The following is a 19,281-nucleotide window of genomic DNA, read 5'->3' on the forward strand; positions in this document are numbered from 1 at the left end:
CCATGAGCCTCGATCGCGTGTCATCCGGCAAGAAGCTGCCGGATGACTTCAATGTCATTATCGAAATCCCCATGAACGCCGACCCGGTCAAGTACGAAGTCGACAAGGACACCGGCGCCGTGTTCGTCGACCGCTTCATGCTGACCGCCATGCACTATCCGTGCAACTACGGCTACATCCCCCAGACCTTGTCCGACGATGGCGACCCCGCCGACGTGCTGGTCGTCACGCCTTTTCCCATCCAGGTGGGCGCCGTGGTGCGCTGCCGTGCCCTGGGCGTGCTCGAAATGGACGACGAGGCCGGCGGTGACGCCAAGCTGCTGGCCGTGCCGGTCGACAAGCTCTACCCGCCTTACCGCAACATCAAGTCGTACGAAGACCTGCCCGCCGAAGACATTCAACGCATCCAGCACTTCTTCGAACACTACAAAGACCTCGAAAAAGGCAAGTGGGTCAAGGTAAAGGGCTGGCAGGGCGTCGAAGCCGCCCAGGAAGAAATCCTGCGCAGCGCCGAGCGCTACCAGAAGGCCTGAAGCTCGTTTCCCGCACCGTGGGCGTGCCGCTGGCGCGCCCCGGGCAGCGCCGGCGTGCCGGTGCGTGACCAACAGGGTTGTCATCACAACATGGACTACGTTTTTCCTCCGTCGCCTCCCGTGGCGCTGCCCGTGGCTGGAAGTCACGCGCTGCTGCCCGTGCGGCGCGTGTACTGTGTCGGGCGCAACTACGCCGAGCACGCCAAAGAAATGGGCTTCACGGGCCGCGAAGACCCGTTCTTCTTTTCCAAGCCGGCCGATGCGCTGGTGCCCGTGCCCGACGGCCAGACCGGCGCCATCTCTTACCCGCCCAAGACCGCCAACCTGCATTACGAAATGGAGCTGGTCGTGGTGCTGGGCAAGGGCGGCAAAGACCTGTCCGTTGAACAGGCCGGCGAATGCATCTGGGGTTATGCGCTTGGCCTGGACATGACGCGGCGCGACCTGCAGGGCGAAGCCAAGAAGCAGGGCCGTCCCTGGGAAGTCGGCAAGGCGTTTGACCAGTCCGCGCCCATAGGCCCCGTGCATCCGCGCAGCGCCACCGGCCTGCTCGAACGCGGCGCCATATGGCTGGACGTCAACGGCCAACGCAAGCAGGCCAGCGACATCTCGCAAATGATCTGGAACATCCCCGAAAGCATCGCGTATCTGTCGGGCCTGTTCGAACTCAAGGCTGGCGACCTCATCTTCACCGGCACGCCCGAAGGCGTGGGCGCCGTGGTGTCGGGTGACGAAATGGTTGGCGGCGTAGAGGGCCTGGGCGAACTGCGCGTACGCATCGCCTGAGTTTTCCTGTTTGTTCATCTACGGCACCAAGGAGCTAGCATCATGAGGGCAAGAGTCATGCTGACGGCGTTGATCGTGTTTGGCGTCGTGCTGCAAGGCTGCAATACCGTGGCGGGCATGGGCAAAGACGTATCCCGTGCCGGCAACGCCATTACGACCGCGGCTGAACGTTAAGCTTTAGCCGCCAGCTTCAAGACCACGGCCCTTTGCGGGCCGTTGTTGTTTCTGTGGCAACGGCGTGGGCGCGCCGGTTGCCATGCGCGCCGGTTGCGTCCACCTCGGTATCCGCGAATTTCCCGGACATCGGCCTCCATTCAGACTACAGCTTCTGTTCATTGAAAGGGGCTGGATATGGTTCGATGTGTTTCCCGGCAACGGGGCCAAGGGATGACCGAATACATTATTGTGGTGGCGCTTATTGCCGTTGCCGCCATCGCGGTGTATCAGTTGTTCGGTCAGGTGGTGCGTTCGCAAACCGCCGCCATGGCACGCGAACTCGCGGGTGAAGATGGCAGCAGCGAGTCCAAGGCCGCGCAGTCAGCCGCCGGCAAAGCCGCGGCGCAGACCAAGGCGCGCTCGCTGAAATCCTTTACGGGCAACGCCAAATGACCACTGCGCCGCGGCATCTGCGCCGCATGCCATCTGCGCAGGCGGGGCAGGCGCTGCCTATCGTATTGGCGCTGGCGGCCGTGGGCGGCATCGCACTGGTGGCGCTTTACAACGTCGGTCAGACCGCTGCGGCACGGCTGCGCCTGACACATGCCGCCGACGCGGCCGCATACAGTGGCGCGCTGGCACAAGCCCGAACACTCAATCTGCTGGCATATATCAACCGTGCGCAGGTCGCGCACCAGGTCGCGATGGCGCATCTGGTCACGCTGGCATCCTGGGCTCAGTTCGGGCAGGCCCAGGCGCGCCAGCAATCAATACGCAATCCGCCTGCTTCGCTGATCGGCGCGTTGTTCGGCCCGTCGCTGGGCGCCGCCTACGCGCGAGCGTCCCATACCGGCGATGCCCTGCCGGGCCTGGCTCAGGCTTTCCAGCAGCACGATCAGATCGTGCATCAGGTGCTGCAACAGGCAGCTGCCTCTGCGGTCGAACATCTGCCGGCGTCCAGGCAGCAAACCATGCTTCGGGTGCTGCACGCAAATTATCCCGAGTTCTATTCCAGCCCGGGTTCGCAGGCCACCGCGGGGGCGAGCCCCTTGCAATTGCTTGAATCCGGCGGCCCCGCCGATGCCGTGCAACGCGTCAGCGGCAATACGCCTACCCATTTGCGCGGCATGGCCGAATTGGCGGCCGGCCGCTACGACTTCCTGCGCCCGCGCACGCTTACGCGCCATAGTGCGTGGATCGTTCACCGCCGTTGCCCGACTCGCCGGCACGAACTGCGCCGGCGCGGGGGCACCTGGCTGGGCGCCGACGGGCGATGGGGCGCACAGGACACGCTTTCCTATCACGCGCTGCGATCAAATCGCTGGATCGGCTGTTACTACCGCGAATACGCCATGGGTTGGGGGCAGGGCGGCCGCGCCGCGCCGGGTTCGGACGAATACATAGAAAAACCGCCGCACGACTTTTCGCAACAAGACTTCTGGCGTTGGGTGCACGAGCATACATCCTGGGACATTTTCACGGGTCGCACCAATCCCATGGCAGGCTCCTATGCCGTGGCCGGCGCAGCGCGCTGGCGCTCCAGGGGGTTGCCTTCCTACTTCGAACTGGCTCGTCATGCGGCGAACGCGCCGCTGCGTTTTGCCATCCAGGTCCGCCAGTCGGCGGCGTCGCTGGCCACCACAGATGCCGCCAGCCAAGTGCGCGCCCCGACAGGGCGCTACGCGTATCGCGGGCTGCGCATGAGCGAATCGGTAACGGTGGCCAGCGCTGCAGAAACGTACTTCGCGTCGCCGCCGGGGGCGGCAGACGAGCTGGCGGGCCTGTTCCGCCCCTACTGGCAGGCGCGCCTTAGCCCAGTGGCGTCCACTGATGTGTTCGGAGCATTGCCATGAACCCCTTGCGCAGCGGATGCCGCATGCGCGGATACGCCATGGCCGAGGCGTTATTGGCATTGGCCGCAATCGCTATCCTATTGCATGGCATGGCGGTGCTGGGCGGCATGCAACGGCGCGGCCTGCAGGCTGCCCAGTTGGGCAGGCATGCCGCGTTTGCGGCGGCTCGTGGGCAGACCGATGTCCCGGGTTGGCTGCGCGCCGCCATCACCACAGGCAGGTCCGCATCCACCGACGCCCATCTGCAGGCCGGCAATGCCGCGGCGGTGGCGCTGGCCCGCGACTGGCTCCAGGCCGATCCCCGGCTGCGGTACGCGGCCGCACGTGTGCATGCACAGAGCGGGGCGGCCTTTGTGCAGGCGAGCGAGCCGGCAGCCCTGTTGCCGGTGCGGGGCCATACGGCCATCGCGCAGAACGCGGGGCACGCGTACGGGTCGAGGGCTACCGCAGCGCGGCTGTCGGTATCCGCGATCGGCTGGCGCGATGCGGCACTGGCGTCGCAGCGGGCCGCGCAGGCGCTGCATCGCAAGCTGCAACCTGTAGATGCACCTTGGGGCCGGGGGGCATGGACCACCGATTGGCTGACGCCTTGGGCCGATCTGTCGCCATCGGCAGCGGCGCGATGATGAAGGCAACTCCGTACACGATCCTACTCCGGTTCGGCCGGGCCATTGCGTGCGTCTTTGCCTTGTTGGCATGCCCGCTGGCCATGTCGGCCGCATACCCGGCAGGCCACCAGGTCGCGGGCGACCTGAATCTGCCGCCAGGCAGTACGCAGGCGGCAGTGGGGCAGGGCATGCGTCTGTTTGGCGCGCCGGCGGATATACGGCTCGTCGAGATCCCCTTGTCAGTCGAACGCGCCATCGCTGCACTGACCGAGCTTTATCCGGCCCTGGCCGATCTGGGCGTCTTCCCGGGGCTGGCGGTTCTGTCCGGCGCCATCGGCCGCGATCTGTGGCTGGTGTCCCTGCAAGCGAGTGGCGCGCAACACACGCGCGGCACGGTGGCCGTGCTGCGTCCCCATCCAAACGCTGCGGCGTCGTTGCCACGGCGGCCCGACTGGCTGCCCGGGTCCGCCCGCTTGCGATTCGACTTCAGCGATGAGGCGGACGGCGTGCATACGCGCCAGCAAGTCTGGACACTGGAGCAGCCGCTGGGCAAGCTGCGGGCAGCCAGTACGCAAGGTTTGCGCGTGCAGGGCTGGCAAGCCGTGGCGAGCGGCGGTGCTGCCGAACACTGGGTGCGCGACCGTACCTCTTTGCAGCTGGTGTATGTGGCAACAGGCGCGGTCAGCGGCGTTCTGGTTCACGAACACACAAAGGACAAACCATGAAGCCCGCCATACGTGAACACCTGGGCCGCCTGCGTGCGGTGGGCGTATACGGGTTTGCGCTGATTGCGGGGCTGTTGGCCGCTTGGGCAGCGCAAGAGCATATCCAGGCGCGCGTGCGCGAAATAGAGCGGGAAGCCGAAGTCGCCACGGCCGAGCGCCTCGTAGCGGCTGTCGACCTGCCGGCCGGCACCCGGCTGCTATCGGCGCACCTGGCCGTGCGGGGCATACCCCTGCCTTGGCTGGCCAGCGGCTCTTTCGATGCCGATGCCGCCGATTACGTTATCGGCTCGATCCTTTCCACAGACATCAAACAAGGCGAGACAATACTCGAGGCGCATCTGGGCGCAGATATTCCCGAGCCGCCCCTGTCCGACCTGGTGCCGGCCGGCCGGCGGGCCGTTACCTTGCCGGCCGAAGAAATCAACGCGGCGCCCGGCGTACTGCGGCCCGGCGACCTCATCGACCTGTACGTCTCGTTCGCGCATCGCGGACAACAACTTACGGCGTCGCTGCTGCAAGGCGTGCGGGTGCTGGCCATGAACGACGCCGCCGATGCGGCGGCGACCATCACGCTCGATGCCTCTGCGCAGGATGCGGTCAAGCTCGTGGCCGCGCGGCACGGCGGCACGCTGACCGCCATGCTGCGGCACCGTGGCGACCTCGATGCCTGGCAGCCGCCAGCGTCGGGAAACCTGGCAGGGTTGATGGGCATCGACACCAAAGTTGCCGGCGCCCGGCCTGCCGTGTCCATCCTGTATGGCGACCGGCTGGACATCGAAGCCGGGCTGCCTCACTCCGATGACGACACCGGCGTCGAACCCGCCGGGCGGGTGCTGCCATGAAACCGGTCGCCCGGATTGCCTGGGGGCTGGGCGTGACGCTGTTGCTGGCCGGCGTAGACGCAACAGGCAGCGCGGCATTGCTGACCCTGGAAGTCGGCCAGACCCATGTGCTTCGCCATGCCGAGGTTACCCGCGTTGCGGTCGGCAATGGGCAGGTAGTCAGCGCAGTTTCGGTAGACGGCCGCGAGGTTGTGCTCTTCGCGCGCCAGGAAGGCGCATCTTCCGTGCACGTCTGGGCGCCATCCGGCGTCGCGGCGGCCTACGAGGTGCAAGTGCGGCCCGCGGGCTGGGCAGTGATACAAGACGAAGTCCAGTCGTTGGTGCGGCGCATTCCCAAGGTTCGCAGCAGTGTCGTGGGCAGCAATATCGTGCTCGAGGGTGACGACCTGACCGACGACGATCGGGCTCGCGTCGCGTCGCTTGCGCAACGCTACCCGCGCATACTCGATTTCACCGGCCAGGTAGGCTGGGACAGCATGGTCCTGCTCGATGTGCAAGTGGTGGAACTGCCGCGCTCGCGCCTGCGCGAGTTTGGCGTTCAGTGGGACACGGTGTCGCAAGGCGGCCTGCACGCCGGAGGGGTCTGGCAACCCGCTTCGGCCGTGCAGCCGAATCATGCAGCACCGCCTCCGTTGGCCATGCAAGGAATGGGCGCAGGGGGCTATTTCGGGGTCAATGCGATGATGTCGGCGCGCCTGGCCGCCATGGCGCAGCGGGGCGAGGCGGTGTTGCTGGCTCAGCCGCAGTTGTTGGCGCGCAGCGGCACCACGGCGTCATTCCTGGCAGGGGGCGAAGTCCCTTACAGCACGACAGACGCCCAGGGCAATACGGTGACCGAGTTCAAGCCCTATGGGGTGTCATTGAACATTACGCCACGCATTGACCGCAACGGCGCCATCCGTTCGCGCATCGAGGTCGAGGCCAGTTCCGTCGATACCTCGTTGAGCGTGGCAGGCGGCCCGGCGTTGCGTACGCGCCGCGCCTCCACCGAATTCAATGTGCGGTCGGGGCAGACGCTGGTACTGGGAGGCTTTCTGTCGCGCGAGCGCTCCGAAGAGCGTACCGGCTTGCCAGTGTTGCAGGACATCCCCGTGCTGGGCGCCCTGTTTTCATCCCGACGCGACCAGCACAAGGAAACCGAACTGGCGATCTTCGTCACGCCGCGCGTCGTTTCGCAAGACCACGCCGAACTCGCGCAGCGCGTGCAGCAAGGGCGTCACGTGCTCCAGCAGGCTTTCCCCGACCCGGCCGCACTGGGCACGGCAGTGCCTGGCCCGGGTTCCCCCGATTGGGGGGCTTACATGGGTCCGGGATCGCAATGGCATCTTCCCCGGCAGTTTTCCTCGCAATCTGGCTTGCCATGAATACGCTACACCTGCGCATCACCTTTGAAGACGGGCAGCAAAAATCTGTCGACGCGCCAGCGCCCGTGCTGATAGGCCGCGCTGCGCAATGCGGGCTGCGCATCGCCAACTGGCGCGTCGCCAAGCACCACGCGCGGCTGGTACAGCATGAGCAGATCATCGAACTCGAAGACCTGGGCTCGTTCGGCGGAACATTCGTCAATGGCCACCGCGTGGCCGTGCATCGGCCGGTACTGCCAGGCGACGACATTCTCATCGGCCCCTGCCGCATCAGGGTGACTTTGCCTGAAGCATGTCCGGAAAGCGATACCCGTGGCCTGGACGGTGCAGGCGCAGTCGCCGACACTACCGCGGCGGCGCTGGTTCCGCAGGCGGATGGAGCCGCATCGCTGGCCCTGTTGCCGCATCGCCGCCGGCTGCATGCGGCATTGCTGCAGGCGCTGGATCTGCGTCGCCGGGACGTGGCGGGCATGAGCGATGGCTTGCTTCGCAGCGAGGCCCAACAAATGCTCGACCGTATCGCCGCCGACGATGCGGAGATCCCGGCCAGTGTCGACCGGGCGGCGCTGTGCCGCGACGTGCTCGACGAGGCGGTCGGCCTGGGGCCGCTGGAACCTTTGCTGACCGACAGCGGCATCAGCGAAATCATGGTCAACCGGCACGACGAAATCTATATCGAGCGTGGCGGCCGCCTGCTTCGTCACAATGCGGCTTTCAGCAGCGAGCAATCCGTAAGATGGGCCATCGAGCGCATTGTTGCGCCCATAGGACGGCGCATCGACGAAAGCGCACCCATGGTCGACGCGCGCCTGCCCGACGGCTCACGCGTGAACGCGGTGATACCTCCGGTCGCGCTCAAAGGCGCCACGTTGACCATACGCAAGTTCCCCGCACGTCGCCCGCTTATGGAAGATCTGGTGCGATCCGGATCCATTTCGTCTGCCATGGCCGAATTCCTGTACCTGTGCGTGCGCAGCCGCAAGAACGTGGTGGTTTCCGGCGGCACGGGATCAGGCAAAACTACCTTGCTCAACATTTTGTCCAATGGCATTCCCGAGGGCGAGCGCGTTGTCACCATCGAGGACGCCGCCGAACTGCGGCTCGACCATGCTCACCTCGTTGCCCTGGAGGCCCGGCCAGCCAACCTGGAGAACCGAGGCCGCATCGATATCCGTGACCTGGTGCGCAATGCCCTGCGCATGCGCCCGGACCGCATCGTGGTCGGGGAATGTCGCGGCGCCGAAGCGTTCGACATGCTGACCGCAATGAACACCGGCCACGAAGGGTCGTTGACGACGCTGCACGCCAATTCGCCACGCGATGCGCTCGGGCGCCTTGAGGCCATGGTGCTCATGGCGGGCATGGACCTGCCCTTGAGCGTGGTGCGCGAACACATAGGCGCGAGCATCGATATCATCGTCCAGCAGGCGCGTATGTCCGACGGTCGCCGCATTGCCACATCCATCGTCGAAATCACAGGCATGGAAAGCGGCCGTATCCAGCTGCAAGAGCTGTTTCGCTTTCATCGGGCCAGCGGGTTCCAGGCTTGTGGGCTGCTTCCCAGCTTTACCGAGGAATGGCGCGCGGCCGGCATCGCATTCGACGCCGGGCTGTTCTGCGGCGACGCCAGCGCGGCGCCAGGCCTGCCGGCATCATGATCTGGGTGGCGGCCATCATGTCCATGGTGTGCTCGGCCTTGATCGCCTGGCGCGTGCAAGCCTGGTTCGGGCCGGCGCTGCAGCGCTACCGCCAAGTTTATACCCAGGACGCGGCGATCAAGCTGAGCGAGGTGTTCCTGTTTATCGATCCCGCCCAACTATGGCTGGCTGCAATGCTGCTGGCGGCCTCGGGCGGGCTGGCAGCGTGGGCCGCATCGGACAGCCTGGCGCTTGGTGCGCTTGCCGCGCTGCTGGCCCTGCGCTTGCCTCGCTACGTGGTGGGCCGGCTACGCCATCGGCGGCTGGCTCGGTTCGAGCAGCAGCTGCCCGGCGCGCTGCTCGCGCTGGCCGCCGCCTTGCGGGCAGGGGTGGGCTTGTCGACGGCGTTGCGCCATATCGTGGATCACAGCGAGCCGCCGCTGGCCCAGGAGCTCGGCCTGATACTGCGCGAGCAGCGCCTGGGCGTGTCGTTCGACGCGGCGCTGCAGAATCTGGGGCAACGGGTGCCCGCCGAATCCACCTCGCTGGTCATCGCCGCGATGGGCGTGGCGGCGCAGACGGGTGGCAACCTTGCCGAAACGCTGGACGGCATCGCGCGTACCTTGCGCGAGCGCCTGGCGCTGCAAGGCAAGGTGCGGGCGCTGACCGCGCAGGGACGTTTGCAGGCCTGGATCGTGGGCGCCTTGCCGCTGCTGTTGATGCTGGTGCTGGATCGCATGGAGCCCGAAGCCATGGCCGTTCTCTGGCACACCCCGGCGGGCTGGGCCGTTCTGACGGCGGTAATTCTGCTCGAGGCCACCGGCATCATGCTCATCCGGCGCATCGTCGATATCGATATCTGAGCCGGGAGCTTTATGTTTTCTTGGTTAGCGATCTTGCTGACAGGCATGGCCGGCGGCGCATCGGCCTGGTTGTTCATCGGCCCCGTGCGGCATCCGGTATCGGACGCGCGCGCCCGTCCGGCCGTGGGTTGGGGATGGCGGTTGTGCTGGCCCTGGCTGGACGCGGTGGCGCAGCCATGCGCGACAGCGCTGCCGTGGCGCTGGAGGGACGCGTTGACGCGGTGGCTGGGCCAGGCAGGCACGCCGGCCGCGATCACCGCGCCGCACGCCGCAGCCCTGGTGGCCTGCGCGGCGGGACTGGGCGCGTCGGCAGGGGGCGTGTTGGGCGGCCTTGTGCTGCCCGCGCCTGGCGCATGGCTGTGCGGCATCGGCGGTGCGCTGGCGATGGCAGGCTGGCCGATTCTCTGGATCAGGGGCCGCGTGGCGGGCCGCCGCCGCAGCATGGCTCGCGATCTGCCTTTTGTCCTGGACATGATGACCCTCTGTGTCGAATCGGGCCTGAGCCTGCACGGCGCGCTGCAGCAGGCCGGGCAGCACGGGCCGCCCGGGCCATTGCGGCAAGAACTGGCGCATGCGTTGGCCGATATGCGGACCGGTGTGTCGCGCGCCCAGGCCTTGAAAGCTCTGGCTGACCGCTGCGCCATTCCCGCCGTGCGCAGTTGGGTGGCGGCGTTGAATCAGGCAGACAGCCTTGGCATGAGCCTGGGGGGTGTGCTGCGCGGGCATGCCGCACAGTGCCGCACCGATCGCTATCAGCGCGCCGAGAAACTGGCCATGGAGGCCCCGGTCAAGATGCTGCTGCCGCTGATCGGGTGCATTTTTCCCTGCACTTTTATCGTGCTGGCTTTTCCGATTGCGGTGCAATTATGGCAGGCCGCCCAGTAACGCAACACCACCGCCGCCCGTTGCGCCGTTCGCGCATCCGCCTGGCGCGGGCGTGCGGCGCCGGGGGCCGGCTGCGCGGGTTGCTGTGCCGCGCCCGGCCGCCAGGCCGCCGCACCGGCTTATGGTTTCTTCCCTGTCGCGCGGTGCATACCTGGGGCATGCGCTACGCCATCGACGTGGCGTTCATCGATGCCTGGGGACGCGTGCTGCATATCGTCCGCAACGTACGTCCCGGCCGGGTGGTGTGGTGCCGGCGGGCGCGGTCCGTCATAGAGCTGGCCGTGAATACCGTTGATTCGCCCTTGAGGTACCGGCGCAAGCTTCAGGCTGCGCTGCATCGCTCGCGCGCGGCATCGCCCCGCATCGGCGCGCCCTCTGTACGACCGCCGTAGCCAGCCAGGGCGGCCCTTCGCGTGTTCGCCGTTTATAGCGCCGGCACGAAGAACCGATCGCGCAAAGCCTGCAGCCCGATGCGTTCCAGTATCTCGTTCAAGCGCTCGGCCGCCTTGCGGCGCGGCAGGTTCTTGTATTGCGCGATGATCAGCTCGTTTTTCATCGAGTGTTCCCAGCCAACCAGTTCGGTCACGCTGACCTGATAACCATGCGCTTCCAGTTGCAGGCAGCGCAGCACATTGGTGATCTGGCTGCCGAACTCGCGCGTATGCAAAGGATGGCGCCAGATTTCGGCCAGGGGATCGGCCAGCGCGCGTGCCTTGTTCTGGCGCAGCGCCGCGGCCACTTCGGCCTGGCAGCATGGCACGACCACGATGTACCTGGCCCGCTTTTCCAGGGCGAAGCGGATGGCGTCGTCGGTGGCGGTATTGCACGCGTGCAGCGCCGTTACTACGTCGACCTGGCGGGGCAGGCTGGGCGACGTGATCGATTCGGCCACCGACAGGTTCAGGAACGTCATGCCATCGAACCCCAGCCGCCGGGCAAGCGCCTGTGACGAGGCCACCAGTTCGGGGCGGGTTTCGATACCGTAGACATGCGACCCGTCGTTCAGTTTCTTGAAATACAGGTCGTACAGAATGAAGCCCAGGTATGACTTGCCCGCGCCGTGGTCCACCAGCGTCACGGCATCCTGTGCGGCCTTGACATCCTGCAGCAGGCGCTCGATGAACTGATACAGGTGGTACACCTGCTTGAGTTTGCGCCGGCTGTCCTGGTTGAGCTTGCCGTCGCGCGTCAGGATGTGCAGTTCCTTCAGCAGTTCGATGGACTGGCCGGGGCGAATATCGGGGATGGAAGACATGAAAAAGCGTTGCCAGGCGGGCGGGGAAGGCACGTAGTTTACTGAAAACGCCGCCCGGCCCGGCGGCCCGCGCCAGGCCGGCTTCAGCGGGCGGTCAGGTGCTGCACAAAGGCGCGCGACAGGGCGGTTTGCGGCCTCAGGGAGCTCCAGAGCACGTGGCTGCGCACTTGCACTTCCGGAACCAGCGGGCGGTGCGTCAGGCTGGGGACGGGCAGCGCGGCCAGCAGGCCAGACTCCACCAGGGCGACGCCCGCTCCGTGGAATGCCAGCACAATGCCCGTCATCGAAGTCGCCACTTCGATCTGGATATTGAGCGGCCGCTTCAAGAAGGCGTTCAGATGCTGGCGCAGCAGCGCCTGCGGCAGGTAGGTGATAACGGGGTAGGGTACCAGGTCGTCAATGCCTATGGCCTGCAGCGCTGCCAAGGGATGGTCTTGCGGGAAGATGCAGCTCAGCGCCGCATGGCGCAGCGGCAGAGACTGGATCGCCGCGTGCCCGCCGGGTGAAAAAGACACCCCCAGGTCGATCTGCTCGTTGACCAGGCGTTCCGCAATCAGATTCGAATCCATCGACTGCAAGGAAATCCTTGCCTGTGGCCGCGTCCTGACGAACTCGGCCACGGCCTGCGCCAGCCATGCGTTCGCAATGGGCGAACTGGCGGCGATGGCCAGGGTGCCCTGCAGGCCTTCGGCCAGATCCTGGCTGAAACGCTCCAGGCCCGCCACGCGGCCGAAGATTTCCTGCACTTCGGGCAACAGCGCCCGGGCCTCGGGGGTAGGCGTAAGGCGGCCCCTTCGCGTCTGAACAGCGTAAAACCCAGGCGCTGTTCAAAGTGCTTGATCGTGGCGCTGATGGCCGGCTGGGTCACATGCAGCAGGTGGGCGGCTCCGGTGATCGAGCCGGACACCATCACGGCGTGAAACGCCTCCAGGTGGCGCAACTGGATGCGGGCAAGCATACGAAGGGGCTCTCTCTATAAACCGGTCTTATGGCCGGCGTCATTTATCTGATTGGCGCCAATGTTAGTCCACTACCTAGAATGCCTGCTCATTGCGCCCCGCGGCCGGGCGCAGCGCATTCCGAACTTATCCAGGAGCAGGCATGGCCCAGACGCAGGACACTGTTTACCGCCCCAACCAGCAGAACCTGTACTTTCCCCAGTACCCCAAGTTTGATTCGGTGCAGGCCGAACGCTGGCACCGGCGCCAACGGTTGGCTGCCGTTTGCCGCGTGTTCGCCAAGTTCGGCTACGAGTATGGCTTCGCGGGCCACGTAACCGTACGCGACCCGGAACATCCCGACTTGTTTTGGACCAACCCGTTTGCCATGGACTTCGGCCGCGTGCGCGCCAGCGATATCCAGCTGGTGGATCGCGCCGGCACCGTGCTGGAAGGGCGTTGGGCGGTCAACCGCGCCGGCTTTGTGCTGCATTCGGCCATTCATGAAGCCAACCCCGACATCATCGCTTCGTGCCATGCGCACACCACGCACGGCATGGCGTGGGCCGCGCTGGGACGTCCGCTGGATCCGATTACCCAGACCGCTTGCGGGTTCTATGAAGACCAGGCGCTGATCACCGAAGAAGCCGGCGCGGTGGTCGTAGAGAACGATAAAGGCCACGCCGTGGCGCGCGCCTTCGGCAACGCCAAGATCGCCATCCACCAGAACCATGGCCTGTTCTCGGCAGGGCGCGAAACCGTAGAAGAAGCCGCGTGGTGGTTCATTGCTGCCGAGCGTGCGTGCGAGATCCAGCTCAAGGCCGAGTCCACCGGCAAGCCTTTGAAGCTGATCGGCCGCGAGGCCGCGCTGCATTCCAAGAAGCACCTGGCCACGCCATTCATGGCCTGGCTGCATTTCCAACCCATCTACGACGCCATCGTGCGCGAGCAGCCGGACTGCCTGCTGTAGCGGCAACCGGCCTTCATCGATCCGCCGCGTCCTCGCATTGCCGGGGAGCGGCATTCACAAATAGAACTACACCAGGAGAGAACCCTCATGAAAACCAGACTTCGCATGCTTTGCGCCGTGGCGGCTGTGATCGGAGCGGGCGCATGTGCACCGGCCTTGGCCGCATGGCCCGACGACAGGCCGATCGAGTTGGTCGTGGGCTTTGCCGCCGGCGGCGAGACCGACGTGCTGGCGCGTACGCTGGCGCCCTACATTCAAAAGCACCTGTCGCCCAACGCCAGCATCGTGGTGGTCAACAAGCCGGGGGCGTCCGGCGCCATCGCCAATTCGCATGTGCAACGCGCCGCGAAGGACGGGTATACGGTGGCCATGGTCAACACGCCGCCGATGAATTTCTTGCCGCTGGTGCAATCGACACCGTACGACCCGGATCAGTTTGCCCTGATCGGCCGGGTCGTCAGCGACCCGACGCTGCTGGTAGCGCGCGATGACAGCCCGTATAAGTCCTTGAAAGAACTGGTCGAAGCCGCCAAGGCCAAGCCGGGCGCCGTCTCCATCGGCCAGAACGGGCTGGGCAGCAACGGCGGCGTAGCGCTCAATGTGCTGATGCTCGAAAGCGGCGCCACATTTACCGACATACCCTTTGGCGGCACCGGCCAATCCAAGATCGCGTTGATGGGCGGGCATGTGGACATGATCTTCACCAGCCATACCGCCGTGCCCGATCCCGCTGCCGAGAAAACCAGGCTGCGCATCCTGGCCCAGTTCGTGCAAGAGCGCGCGCCCATGCTGCCCAATGTGCCGACGGCCAGGGAAGAAGGGTTCGACGTGGTCGTGCCTTCCGACCGTGGGCTGGCGGTGGACAAGGACGTGCCGCCGGCTGTACGCGACCGCCTGCAGCAGGCGCTGGAAGCGGCGCTGCAAGACCCGGGCTTTCTTGAGGCGGCCAAGTCGTTCTCTGCCATCCTCGCCTATAAGCCGGGCGCCGAGTGGCAGGCAGACATCACCGCCGCCAAAGAGCCCTTGACCCGCCTGGCCAACGAACTCAAGCAAAAAGGCGCGCTGGCGGGCAAGTAAACGCCCCGGATGCGCAAGCCTGCGCCGCGAGGCCGTGGCGCAGGTTCATGCATTTGTTCCACCTCACGCCGGCCCGGCGCCGTTGCGTTCGCCAAATGCCAGCCAGGTGGCGTGAGCCCGTATATCTTCGGGCCAGCCTTGCACGTGTACGGCGAAACGCTGCGCATCCCCTGCAAACAGCGCGCGTGTCGCCTCTTCGAATCCAGGCAGCTCGCCCGCGATGGAAAGCATGAAGCGATAGGCCGCTTCAGTGCGTTGCCGCTGCCGGTCTGTGTCCGCGTTGGCGCGCCGCGCTTCTTCGACCAGTTTGCGCAGCGCCACCGATGCACCACCGGGTTGGGCGCCCAGCCATTCCCAATGGCGCGGTAGCAACGTAACCTCGCGCGACACCACGCCTAATTTGGGTCGGCCACGACCGCGCGCCGGGGCAGGGGCGTGCGGCGCCGCATGGGTGGCGGGATGTGTGCGCGCGGTGATCTCGTCGTCGCTGCCGCGCAGATCCACGTCCACCAGCCGGCCTGTGTCGTCGTCGTAGATGAACACCGGCTCCGATTCGTCTGCTTGCAGGGCGCGCTTGACGGCCACCGCTACGGCGGGCAAGGGACCGGACGCGATAAGGCGGCGCCCCGCAAAGGCGGTGCAGTTCGATGGCGTGGGGTGGGATAGATCCATAGTGTCTCCTTCCAGCGTGACACGTTATTATTTTCCGGGTAAAAAACCCCGTCAATATCACCCGGGTAATAATATGCAACGGTGATTGACGCTTCCCGACTAGGTAGAAACACCTAGTAAACATGCGCCAAGCGCGTATAATCTCGCTTTGCGCCCGGAGTTCCCCATGCGTCTCGTCCAAAAAGCGCTCACCTTCGACGATGTGTTGCTGGTGCCCGCCTACTCCGAGGTGTTGCCGCGCGACACCTCCCTGGTTACCCGTCTTACTCGCAACATCACCCTGAATATCCCCCTGGTGTCCGCCGCCATGGACACCGTGACCGAGTCACGCCTGGCCATCGCCATGGCGCAAGAGGGCGGTATCGGCATCATCCACAAGAATCTATCGGCCGACGAGCAGGCCAAGGAAGTCGCTCGCGTCAAGCGCCACGAGTTCGGCATCGTCATCGACCCGGTGACCGTCACGGCCGACATGAAGGTGCGCGACGCCATCGCCTTGCAGCGGCAGCACGGAATTTCCGGCCTGCCCGTCGTGGAAGGCAAGAAGCTCGTGGGCATCGTCACCAACCGCGACCTGCGCTTCGAAGACCGTCTCGACCAGCCCCTGCGCAACATCATGACGCCGCAGGAGCGGCTGGTCACCATGCCGGAAGGCGCCACGCTGGACCAGGCCCAGGCGCTGATGCACAAGCATCGCCTCGAGCGCGTGCTCATCGTCAATGATGCATTCGAGCTGCGCGGCCTGGCCACCGTCAAAGACATCGTCAAGAACACCGAACACCCCGTTGCCAACAAAGACGCCCAAGGCCAGCTGCGCGTGGGCGCGGCAGTCGGCGTCGGCGCCGGCACCGAAGAACGTGTCGAAAAACTGGTGGCCGCGGGCGTTGACGTCATCATCGTCGACACGGCGCATGGCCATTCCGCCGGCGTGCTCGAACGCGTGCGCTGGGTGAAGCAGAACTTTCCCAAGGTCGAAGTCATCGGCGGCAACATCGCCACGGCCGAGGCCGCGCGCGCCCTGGTCGAGCATGGCGCCGACGGCGTCAAGGTAGGCATCGGGCCCGGCTCCATTTGCACCACGCGTATCGTGGCCGGCGTGGGTGTGCCGCAGATCACCGCCATCGCCGATGTGGCCAAGGCGCTCGAAGGCACCGGCGTACCCCTTATTGCCGACGGCGGCATCCGCTATTCGGGCGACATCGCCAAGGCCCTGGCGGCCGGCGCGTTTGCCTGCATGATGGGCGGCATGTTCGCGGGCACCGAAGAATCCCCGGGCGAAGTCGTGCTGTTCCAGGGCCGGTCGTACAAGGCGTACCGCGGCATGGGCAGCCTGGGCGCCATGTCCGACGGCTCGGCCGACCGCTACTTCCAGGACCCCGCCAACAACGCCGACAAGCTGGTGCCCGAAGGCATCGAAGGCCGCGTGCCCTACAAGGGCAGCGTGCTGGCCATCATCTACCAGCTGGTGGGCGGCATCCGGGCTTCCATGGGCTATTGCGGCTGCGCCACCATCGACGACATGCGCACCAAAACCCAGTTCGTCGAGATCACGTCCGCGGGCGTTCGCGAATCGCACGTGCACGATGTGCAGATCACCAAGGAAGCGCCCAACTACCGCGCCGACTGATCCGCACGGCCACTAGGTACAATGCAATCCATCGCGCACCGGCAGAACCCAGCGGTTCTGGCCGGTGCGCTTTTATTTCCAAACCGGCAGAGTCTTCATGCACCACCAGCGCATTCTCATTCTTGACTACGGTTCGCAAGTCACCCAGCTGATCGCCCGCCGCGTGCGCGAGGCCGGCGTCTATTCCGAAATCCACCCCGGTGACGTAGACGATGCGTTCGTGCGGGCACAGGCGGCGCAGGGCTTGAAGGGCGTCATCCTGTCCGGCAGCCACGCATCCGCGTACGCCGAAGGCTCGCTGCCCGTGCCGTCCGCGGTGTTCGAGCTGGGTGTGCCGGTGCTGGGCATCTGCTACGGCATGCAGTCCATGGCGCAGCAGCTGGGCGGCAAGGTCAGCTATTCCGACCACCGCGAATTTGGCTACGCCGAAGTCCGCGCACACGGCCATACGCGCCTGCTGGATGGCCTGGCCGACTTCACCACCCCCGAAGGGCACGGCATGCTCAAGGTGTGGATGAGCCATGGCGACAAGGTCACCGAACTGCCGCCCGGCTTCAAGCTGATGGCCTCGACGCCGTCGTGCCCCATTGCCGGCATGGCCGACGAAACCCGCGGCTTCTATGCCGTGCAGTTCCACCCCGAAGTCACGCACACCGTGCAGGGCAAGGCCATGCTGGCCCGCTTCGTGCACGAAATCTGCGGCTGCAAGGGCGACTGGAACATGCCCGACTACGTCACCGAAGCCGTCGCGCGCATTCGCGAACAGGTCGGCGACGACGAAGTCATCCTGGGCCTGTCGGGCGGCGTGGATTCGTCCGTGGCTGCGGCACTGATCCACAGGGCCATCGGCGACCAGCTGACCTGCGTGTTCGTCGACCACGGCCTGCTGCGCCTGGACGAAGGCAAGCAGGTCATGCAGACCTTCGCCGAGAACATGGGCGTGAAGATCATCCATGTCGACGCCACCGAGCAGTTCATGGGCAAGCTGGCCGGGCAGGCCGACCCCGAAGCCAAGCGCAAGATCATCGGCCGGGAATTCGTCGAAGTCTTCCAGGCCGAGGCCGCCAAGCTCAAGAGCGCCAAATGGCTGGCGCAGGGCACCATCTACCCCGACGTCATCGAGTCGGCCGGCGCCAAGACGGGCAAGGCCACGTCCATCAAGTCGCACCACAATGTGGGCGGCCTGCCCGACACGCTGAACCTGCAGTTGCTGGAACCCCTGCGCGAACTCTTCAAGGACGAAGTGCGCGAACTGGGCGTGGCCCTGGGCCTGCCCCCGCAGATGGTGTACCGCCACCCGTTCCCGGGCCCCGGCCTGGGCGTGCGCATCCTGGGCGAGGTCAAGCAGGAATACGCCGACCTGCTGCGTCGCGCCGATGCCATCTTTATCGACGAACTGCGCAGCACCATCGACGACACCAGCGGCAAGAGCTGGTACGACATGACATCTCAGGCTTTTGCCGTCTTCCTGCCCGTGAAGTCCGTGGGCGTGATGGGCGATGGCCGCACCTACGAGTATGTCGTGGCCTTGCGGGCGGTGCAGACCTTCGATTTCATGACGGCCGACTGGGCGCCGCTGCCCCATGCGCTGCTCGCCAGGGTATCGTCGCGCATCATCAACGAAGTGCGCGGCATCAACCGCGTGGTGTACGACGTGTCGAGCAAGCCGCCTGCGACGATTGAGTGGGAATAGGCTACTGAGGCCGCGGCTGGCTGTCTGCGCCCCGACTACAGGTCGCGCGCAAGGCGCGGCCGTTTCCAGTTAGCCCACCTGTATGACGTGATGCCGGTTTACCCGGTGTTGCTGATCGAGCGAGGGGGGTGGTAAAGATGCGGGACGAGGTCGATACCGTGGGGCGCGTTACCCTGCTTGTGTTCTTTCTCATGGGGACGTTCGCGCTCCTGAGCTACATGGAATTGCGGCATGAGGTCGAGCGCATCACCTCGGAAACCGCGCTGGTTACAAATCACCTTACTGGCGAAGTCCGGCAGTGCAATACCCGCGGGAATGGCGACTGGAGTTGCCGCCCGGTAGATATGCAGGCTCGCCATTGGATTTTCGCGTTGATCCCATTCTGGCCGGCGCGCGACCATCTTGTGAACGACCTGCATGTGCATACGGTGCCGGCGGATGAGGCCTCATTCCTGTCGCCGCAAATTGTGGGGGACATGGGCACATACGCTGCGTTTGCCATCGTGATGCTTGTTCTGGGTTTTATCTTGCGCGAAAAGAACTGGCGCCGCGATGCGTCAGGAGGTGGCGACGGCGGCGGCAGTGATGGGGGTGGGCAGGCGACGGCGGCGCGTGAATTGCCCCAGCGCCGCCCGCGGCAACGTAAGGCGGACTAACCTTTTCGTGCGTTCTTGATTCGTATACGGCCAATCAGCAAAATACCGCGCTCTGGCGGGGCCAGCCATGGCGGTGTATCGACGTTCTTGCCGTAGCCATGGCAGCTCATTCTGATATCCGGTACGCGCGGCTGAGGGCGG

Annotated in this window: 21 protein-coding genes and 1 pseudogene; 18 read left to right on the top strand and 4 right to left on the bottom strand. The window is 65.6% G+C overall.

The window, feature by feature from the left end; all coding sequences use genetic code 11:
• Positions 1-2 precede the first annotated feature (2 nt).
• From ppa to CAL19_RS06590, 13 genes are all read left to right on the top strand, one after another.
• Positions 3-533, top strand: a complete 531-nt coding sequence (gene ppa / locus CAL19_RS06530; RefSeq protein WP_026638273.1) for an inorganic diphosphatase — start codon at positions 3-5, stop codon at positions 531-533.
• 90 nt (positions 534-623) lie between these two features.
• Positions 624-1,319: a fumarylacetoacetate hydrolase family protein gene (locus CAL19_RS06535; RefSeq protein ID WP_026638272.1), complete on the top strand. Its 696-nt coding sequence runs from the start codon at positions 624-626 to the stop codon at positions 1,317-1,319.
• Between the two features lie 42 nt (positions 1,320-1,361).
• Positions 1,362-1,493, top strand: coding sequence for an entericidin A/B family lipoprotein (locus CAL19_RS06540; protein WP_026638271.1), 132 nt, complete (start codon positions 1,362-1,364; stop codon positions 1,491-1,493).
• A gap of 177 nt (positions 1,494-1,670) precedes the next feature.
• Positions 1,671-1,928 (top strand): hypothetical protein, encoded by a 258-nt coding sequence (locus tag CAL19_RS06545; protein ID WP_038851904.1) that lies wholly within the window; start codon positions 1,671-1,673, stop codon positions 1,926-1,928.
• The gene (locus CAL19_RS06550) at positions 1,925-3,328 is read left to right on the top strand and encodes a hypothetical protein (RefSeq protein WP_249276259.1); all 1,404 of its coding nucleotides are present in this window, start codon (positions 1,925-1,927) and stop codon (positions 3,326-3,328) included. The genes CAL19_RS06545 and CAL19_RS06550 overlap by 4 nt, the downstream gene beginning before the upstream one ends.
• Positions 3,325-3,954 (top strand): hypothetical protein, encoded by a 630-nt coding sequence (locus CAL19_RS06555; RefSeq protein WP_094796303.1) that lies wholly within the window; start codon positions 3,325-3,327, stop codon positions 3,952-3,954. Before CAL19_RS06550 ends, CAL19_RS06555 begins: the two co-directional genes overlap by 4 nt.
• Positions 3,951-4,661 carry a hypothetical protein gene (locus tag CAL19_RS06560; RefSeq protein WP_141214360.1) on the top strand — a complete coding sequence of 237 codons (711 nt, stop codon included), beginning with the start codon at positions 3,951-3,953 and terminating at the stop codon, positions 4,659-4,661. Before CAL19_RS06555 ends, CAL19_RS06560 begins: the two co-directional genes overlap by 4 nt.
• Entirely contained in the window at positions 4,658-5,503 is an 846-nt protein-coding gene (gene cpaB / locus CAL19_RS06565) for a Flp pilus assembly protein CpaB (protein WP_081745610.1), read from the top strand. The genes CAL19_RS06560 and cpaB overlap by 4 nt, the downstream gene beginning before the upstream one ends.
• The gene (locus CAL19_RS06570; protein ID WP_094796305.1) at positions 5,500-6,867 is read left to right on the top strand and encodes a type II and III secretion system protein family protein; all 1,368 of its coding nucleotides are present in this window, start codon (positions 5,500-5,502) and stop codon (positions 6,865-6,867) included. The genes cpaB and CAL19_RS06570 overlap by 4 nt, the downstream gene beginning before the upstream one ends.
• On the top strand, positions 6,864-8,525 hold the full coding sequence (locus CAL19_RS06575) for an ATPase, T2SS/T4P/T4SS family (RefSeq protein ID WP_094796306.1): 1,662 nt from the start codon (positions 6,864-6,866) through the stop codon (positions 8,523-8,525). The genes CAL19_RS06570 and CAL19_RS06575 overlap by 4 nt, the downstream gene beginning before the upstream one ends.
• Entirely contained in the window at positions 8,522-9,367 is an 846-nt protein-coding gene (locus tag CAL19_RS06580; protein ID WP_094796307.1) for a type II secretion system F family protein, read from the top strand. The genes CAL19_RS06575 and CAL19_RS06580 overlap by 4 nt, the downstream gene beginning before the upstream one ends.
• Positions 9,368-9,379: 12 nt before the next feature.
• Complete coding sequence (locus CAL19_RS06585) at positions 9,380-10,252, top strand: type II secretion system F family protein (RefSeq protein WP_094796308.1); 873 nt, start codon at positions 9,380-9,382, stop codon at positions 10,250-10,252.
• On the top strand, positions 10,234-10,644 hold the full coding sequence (locus CAL19_RS06590; RefSeq protein ID WP_094796309.1) for a DUF192 domain-containing protein: 411 nt from the start codon (positions 10,234-10,236) through the stop codon (positions 10,642-10,644). Before CAL19_RS06585 ends, CAL19_RS06590 begins: the two co-directional genes overlap by 19 nt.
• Positions 10,645-10,676: 32 nt before the next feature.
• Here CAL19_RS06590 and CAL19_RS06595 read toward each other — a convergent pair whose 3' ends face one another.
• The 3 genes and pseudogenes from CAL19_RS06595 to CAL19_RS19945 form a co-directional block, all read right to left on the bottom strand.
• Positions 10,677-11,507 (bottom strand): class I SAM-dependent methyltransferase, encoded by an 831-nt coding sequence (locus CAL19_RS06595; RefSeq protein ID WP_094796310.1) that lies wholly within the window; start codon positions 11,505-11,507, stop codon positions 10,677-10,679.
• 83 nt (positions 11,508-11,590) lie between these two features.
• Positions 11,591-12,253, bottom strand: coding sequence for a LysR substrate-binding domain-containing protein (locus CAL19_RS06600; protein WP_249276269.1), 663 nt, complete (start codon positions 12,251-12,253; stop codon positions 11,591-11,593).
• A 41-nt stretch (positions 12,254-12,294) separates the two neighbouring features.
• Positions 12,295-12,465 (bottom strand): annotated as a pseudogene (locus CAL19_RS19945) (LysR family transcriptional regulator); the annotation flags it as partial.
• 143 nt (positions 12,466-12,608) lie between these two features.
• Here CAL19_RS19945 and CAL19_RS06610 point away from each other — a divergent pair.
• Positions 12,609-13,415: a class II aldolase/adducin family protein gene (locus CAL19_RS06610; RefSeq protein WP_026638261.1), complete on the top strand. Its 807-nt coding sequence runs from the start codon at positions 12,609-12,611 to the stop codon at positions 13,413-13,415.
• A gap of 87 nt (positions 13,416-13,502) precedes the next feature.
• Positions 13,503-14,492: a tripartite tricarboxylate transporter substrate binding protein gene (locus CAL19_RS06615; protein WP_094796313.1), complete on the top strand. Its 990-nt coding sequence runs from the start codon at positions 13,503-13,505 to the stop codon at positions 14,490-14,492.
• Between the two features lie 63 nt (positions 14,493-14,555).
• On the opposite strand, the gene CAL19_RS06620 is transcribed toward CAL19_RS06615, so the two are convergent.
• Positions 14,556-15,164, bottom strand: a complete 609-nt coding sequence (locus tag CAL19_RS06620; RefSeq protein WP_094796314.1) for a DUF2239 family protein — start codon at positions 15,162-15,164, stop codon at positions 14,556-14,558.
• 166 nt (positions 15,165-15,330) lie between these two features.
• Here CAL19_RS06620 and guaB point away from each other — a divergent pair, with 166 nt between their 5' ends.
• From guaB to CAL19_RS06635, 3 genes are all read left to right on the top strand, one after another.
• Positions 15,331-16,791, top strand: coding sequence for an IMP dehydrogenase (gene guaB, locus CAL19_RS06625; RefSeq protein ID WP_094796315.1), 1,461 nt, complete (start codon positions 15,331-15,333; stop codon positions 16,789-16,791).
• A gap of 97 nt (positions 16,792-16,888) precedes the next feature.
• On the top strand, positions 16,889-18,484 hold the full coding sequence (gene guaA, locus CAL19_RS06630; RefSeq protein ID WP_094796316.1) for a glutamine-hydrolyzing GMP synthase: 1,596 nt from the start codon (positions 16,889-16,891) through the stop codon (positions 18,482-18,484).
• A 137-nt stretch (positions 18,485-18,621) separates the two neighbouring features.
• Positions 18,622-19,140, top strand: coding sequence for a hypothetical protein (locus tag CAL19_RS06635; RefSeq protein ID WP_094796317.1), 519 nt, complete (start codon positions 18,622-18,624; stop codon positions 19,138-19,140).
• The last annotated feature ends 141 nt before the right edge of the window (positions 19,141-19,281 follow it).

This window comes from Bordetella genomosp. 7, from assembly GCF_002261265.1.
GTDB lineage: Bacteria > Pseudomonadota > Gammaproteobacteria > Burkholderiales > Burkholderiaceae_B > Bordetella_A.

Coding starts and splice junctions, on each gene's coding strand:
- ppa (WP_026638273.1), top strand. CDS start 3: ATGAGCCTCGATCGCGTGTCATCCGGCAAGAAGCTGCCGGATGACTTC.
- CAL19_RS06535 (WP_026638272.1), top strand. CDS start 624: ATGGACTACGTTTTTCCTCCGTCGCCTCCCGTGGCGCTGCCCGTGGCT.
- CAL19_RS06540 (WP_026638271.1), top strand. CDS start 1,362: ATGAGGGCAAGAGTCATGCTGACGGCGTTGATCGTGTTTGGCGTCGTG.
- CAL19_RS06545 (WP_038851904.1), top strand. CDS start 1,671: ATGGTTCGATGTGTTTCCCGGCAACGGGGCCAAGGGATGACCGAATAC.
- CAL19_RS06550 (WP_249276259.1), top strand. CDS start 1,925: ATGACCACTGCGCCGCGGCATCTGCGCCGCATGCCATCTGCGCAGGCG.
- CAL19_RS06555 (WP_094796303.1), top strand. CDS start 3,325: ATGAACCCCTTGCGCAGCGGATGCCGCATGCGCGGATACGCCATGGCC.
- CAL19_RS06560 (WP_141214360.1), top strand. CDS start 3,951: ATGATGAAGGCAACTCCGTACACGATCCTACTCCGGTTCGGCCGGGCC.
- cpaB (WP_081745610.1), top strand. CDS start 4,658: ATGAAGCCCGCCATACGTGAACACCTGGGCCGCCTGCGTGCGGTGGGC.
- CAL19_RS06570 (WP_094796305.1), top strand. CDS start 5,500: ATGAAACCGGTCGCCCGGATTGCCTGGGGGCTGGGCGTGACGCTGTTG.
- CAL19_RS06575 (WP_094796306.1), top strand. CDS start 6,864: ATGAATACGCTACACCTGCGCATCACCTTTGAAGACGGGCAGCAAAAA.
- CAL19_RS06580 (WP_094796307.1), top strand. CDS start 8,522: ATGATCTGGGTGGCGGCCATCATGTCCATGGTGTGCTCGGCCTTGATC.
- CAL19_RS06585 (WP_094796308.1), top strand. CDS start 9,380: ATGTTTTCTTGGTTAGCGATCTTGCTGACAGGCATGGCCGGCGGCGCA.
- CAL19_RS06590 (WP_094796309.1), top strand. CDS start 10,234: ATGGCAGGCCGCCCAGTAACGCAACACCACCGCCGCCCGTTGCGCCGT.
- CAL19_RS06595 (WP_094796310.1), bottom strand. CDS start 11,507: ATGTCTTCCATCCCCGATATTCGCCCCGGCCAGTCCATCGAACTGCTG.
- CAL19_RS06610 (WP_026638261.1), top strand. CDS start 12,609: ATGGCCCAGACGCAGGACACTGTTTACCGCCCCAACCAGCAGAACCTG.
- CAL19_RS06615 (WP_094796313.1), top strand. CDS start 13,503: ATGAAAACCAGACTTCGCATGCTTTGCGCCGTGGCGGCTGTGATCGGA.
- CAL19_RS06620 (WP_094796314.1), bottom strand. CDS start 15,164: ATGGATCTATCCCACCCCACGCCATCGAACTGCACCGCCTTTGCGGGG.
- guaB (WP_094796315.1), top strand. CDS start 15,331: ATGCGTCTCGTCCAAAAAGCGCTCACCTTCGACGATGTGTTGCTGGTG.
- guaA (WP_094796316.1), top strand. CDS start 16,889: ATGCACCACCAGCGCATTCTCATTCTTGACTACGGTTCGCAAGTCACC.
- CAL19_RS06635 (WP_094796317.1), top strand. CDS start 18,622: ATGCGGGACGAGGTCGATACCGTGGGGCGCGTTACCCTGCTTGTGTTC.